At 60.0% G+C, this 3593-nt stretch carries 3 protein-coding genes; 1 reads left to right on the forward strand and 2 read right to left on the reverse strand.

Features of this window, described 5'->3' with window-relative positions:
* The coding region (locus WA989_RS13190) for an AsmA-like C-terminal region-containing protein (RefSeq protein WP_424340953.1) at positions 1-1682 on the forward strand (1682 nt) is incomplete at its 5' end.
* A 10-nt stretch (positions 1683-1692) separates the two neighbouring features.
* Here WA989_RS13190 and mazG read toward each other — a convergent pair.
* Together mazG and WA989_RS13200 are read right to left on the reverse strand one after the other, a co-directional pair.
* Positions 1693-2496: a nucleoside triphosphate pyrophosphohydrolase gene (mazG, locus tag WA989_RS13195; protein WP_424340954.1), complete on the reverse strand. Its 804-nt coding sequence runs from the start codon at positions 2494-2496 to the stop codon at positions 1693-1695.
* A 206-nt stretch (positions 2497-2702) separates the two neighbouring features.
* On the reverse strand, positions 2703-3467 hold the full coding sequence (locus WA989_RS13200; RefSeq protein ID WP_424340955.1) for an MBL fold metallo-hydrolase: 765 nt from the start codon (positions 3465-3467) through the stop codon (positions 2703-2705).
* Positions 3468-3593 lie beyond the last annotated feature (126 nt).

The raw sequence follows: 3593 nt of genomic DNA on the forward strand, positions 1-3593 counted from the left end.
TCTCTGAATCGAGATTGCAGCTGGAAGCCAAGACAGGCTTTGACCCTGAACGCGTTTCAGGCGACGCCGAGATGACGTTCGAGATGTTCAGGCCGGCCCTCGATGACGTGCCTCTGGAAGAGATGGAGATCACGGTTTCGGGCACGATCTCGGATGGCGGGCTGAAGGATGCGCTTCCGGGGCTCGACCTGGTCCACGCCGAAGTGGATGTGCAGCTGACCGACAATAACCTCATCCTGACAGGATTTGGCGATGTTGGACCGGCTCCGGTCCAGTTCACCTGGCGCGATGACCTGAATGATGAAGGGGCCCCCGCCAATCTGTCGGCGAGCGCCTTTATCTCGCCGGACTTTCTGAACCGGTTCGGCTTTGTTGGTCGTGCTTATGTCAGCGGCGACATTCCAGTGGAGCTGCAGGCGCTCGTCGCCGCCGATGGCGTTGAGACAGTCGAGATCGGTTTCGAGCTGCAGCAGAGCCGGATCGATGTTTCCGAGGTGGGCTGGATCAAACCGTCCGGACAGCCTGCTCGTGCAACGCTGTCCTTCGATGCGAAAAACGAAATGTCGGCTTCGACCTTTGTCTTCAACAGCGAGAATGCCCGTTTCGACGGCGATGTGGAACTTGCAGAAGCTGGACAGCTGCAGAGCCTGATCGTGCGCGAAGCCTATCTTGAGGACTTTCTCGATGTGTCCGGCGAAATCACTCGTAACGCAGAGGATGGGTTTGAAAGCCGGCTGAGCGGGGCCTTCCTGGATGCCAGCGCATTCTTCGGCGATTTTGGTGCGGTTGGCGGCGGCGGTGGATTTGCCTTCCCGCTCGAACTTGACGCCGAGCTCGAAACACTGCGATTGCGTGAGGGCCTCGACCTTCGCCAGGCGCGCCTCGATTTCACAGGCTCCCGGACCGGTGTGCGAGAAGTCGCAGCAAGAGGCGCCATCGGGGACGGCGCCGACACGATGGAGGCGGTCTATATCGGCCCAAGCGTCGAAGAGGCGGCGACCCTTCAGTTGAACAGCGACGATGCGGGCTTCTTCATGAGGGGCATGCTCGGTCAGGATTTCCTGTCTGGCGGCCGGCTCAGCCTGTCGGGCCGGCTGGCGCGGGGAAATGAACCTGCCAAGCTCAATCTGTCGCTCAGCGACGTGCGTATGCGCGAAGCGCCATTTCTGACGCAGGTCTTGTCTCTGGCCTCCTTGCGCGGGCTGGCAGACACGTTGAGCGGCGAAGGCGTCCTGTTCACCAATATCGAAGTGCCAGTGACGATTGCGGGAGACCGGTTCATCGTCGAGGGCGCGCGAGCCAACGGACCGGCTTTGGGGCTGACGCTCAATGGCTGGTTCGAGCAGGCGAGCAATGAGATCCGCATTAGCGGCGTGCTCGTGCCGAGTTTCGGGGTCAATTCCATGCTGGGCGGTGTGCCGATTATCGGCGACCTTTTCGTCGGCCGCGAGGGCGAAGGGATTTTCTCGCTGACCTATTCAGTGCGCGGGACGCTGGACAAGGCGCAGGTGACGATCAATCCGCTGTCTGCCGTCACGCCCGGCATTCTGAGACGGATTTTCGAGAACCCGGCAGACACGTCGATTCCGGAGAGCCTGCCGACCGACCCGAATCTCACCCCGCCGGCGCCGCCCATGGGGGACGAAGAATTCATCCCGTCGGCGCCGGGGTCCAATCCCTGAAGCGCCAGCATCAGGAACGTTCCCCGCGCTTGACTTCGCCCCAGAGCCCATCCTGCTCCTCAAGGGTGAGATCTGTGAAATTTGATCCTTTTGCCTCAGCCAGCTGTTCCATCGCCCGGAAGCGGCGTTCAAACTTGGCGTTGGCCCTTTTAAGCGCGATTTCGGGATCGAGCTTGAACCGCCGCGCGAGGTTTGCCGCAACGAACAGAAGATCGCCGATCTCGTCTTCAATGTCGTCTATATCTCCGCCGGAGATCGCCTCTTTTACCTCTTCGGTTTCCTCGGCGAGCTTGTCGAGAATCTGAACAGGCTCAACCCAGTCAAAACCCGTGCGCGCGGCCCGTTTCTGAAGCTTTTCAGCGCGCAGGAGCGCAGGAAGGGCCTTGGCGACGCCGTCGAGCGCTGAGGCGTGACCGCCTTTGCTGGCGCGTTCCTTTGCCTTGATGTCCTCCCAGGCTGCCGTCTGGCCGTTAGACGAACGTCCATCTGCCTGCTGGAAAACGTGTGGGTGTCTGCGGATCATCTTTTCATTGATCGAGCGGGCAACGTCCTCGACCGTGAACAGGCCTTTTTCGGAGGCTATCTGACTGTGAAAGATGACCTGGAGAAGTAGATCGCCAAGCTCGTCGCGAAGGTCTTCATAGTCGCCGCGATCGATCGCATCAGCGACCTCATAGGCTTCCTCGATCGTATAGGGCGCGATTGTGCTGAAGTCCTGTTCGAGGTCCCATGGGCATCCGCCGTCCGGGTCGCGCAGGCGCCGCATGATCTCTCTCAGGCGTTCGAATTCGGAGGAAGAGGGGGGAGGGGTCATGTCGGGCCTTGGCTGGTCGTGCATCTGCGAGGACGTCTACAGCTTAACGGCCGGTTTACAAATCTCCACGGCGCGAGCTCCGGGAAGTTGTGGTCAACTCACGGGCCATAAGGCGGGTTTGTGGGCGACTTTGAATGACCGGGCCGCTCCGCAAGAGGAGCGATCCAGGATCAAGACAAAGATTGCATAATCAATATTATGGGAAATTAGGGTTGCGGATATGGCGAGAAATCAAGCGCCAGACCGTCATAGGCCGGCCTGATATGCGCCGGTAGTTCCCGCATGAGTGCGTCATAATCCATGTCGACGTGAAGATTGGTCAGGTAGGCCTCGTTGGGCGCAAGCCGGTCAATCCAGCCCAGCGTCCTCTCCAGATGGGCGTGGCTTGGATGCGGCGTGTGGCGGAGTGCGTCGAGGATAAGAACGTCCAGCCCTTCGAGGAGGTCGAAGCTCTCCGGCGCAAAGTCATGCAGGTCATTACAGTAAGCAAGCGAACCCATCCTGAAGCCGAGGCTGTGGATTCGTCCATGCAGCTGGTCGACCGGTAGAAATTCCACATCTGGTCCGCAGCCTTTGATCGTGAACGATTTGCCGGCCTCTATGGCAGCTTGCCTGTCGAGTATGGGCGGATAGCCCCCCTTCCCCTCGAAACAATATGCGAACCGCTGTGTCAGCGTTTCGGCCGTCTCGGCATTGAGAAAGGCCGGGATCTGCTTGCGCATGCGAAGCGCGAGCGCGCGGACGTCATCGATGCCATGGCTTTGATCGGCGTGATCATGAGTGTATACCAGCGCGTCGAGGTGCGAGACTTCCGCGTCGAGGAGCTGCTCCCTGAGATCGGGCGAGGAATCGATCAGGATTCGCGTGCATTCCTCCGGCGCGGCCAGATCGCCGACATCGACCAGTGCCGAGCAGCGCCTTCGCCGGTTTTTAGGGTTCGCCGGGTCGCAGATGCCCCAGTCGTTTCCCACTCGCGGCACCCCGCCAGAAGAGCCGGTGCCGAGAAAGGTGAACCGTCCAGGGGCCGACATCTAGGCCGAAACTTTATGAAATAGAGCCAACGCATTATCGGCGCAAGTTGATGTAATGTCTTCGGG

The sequence above is a fragment of the Henriciella sp. genome (genome assembly GCF_049649345.1).
Taxonomy (GTDB): Bacteria; Pseudomonadota; Alphaproteobacteria; order Caulobacterales; family Hyphomonadaceae; genus Henriciella.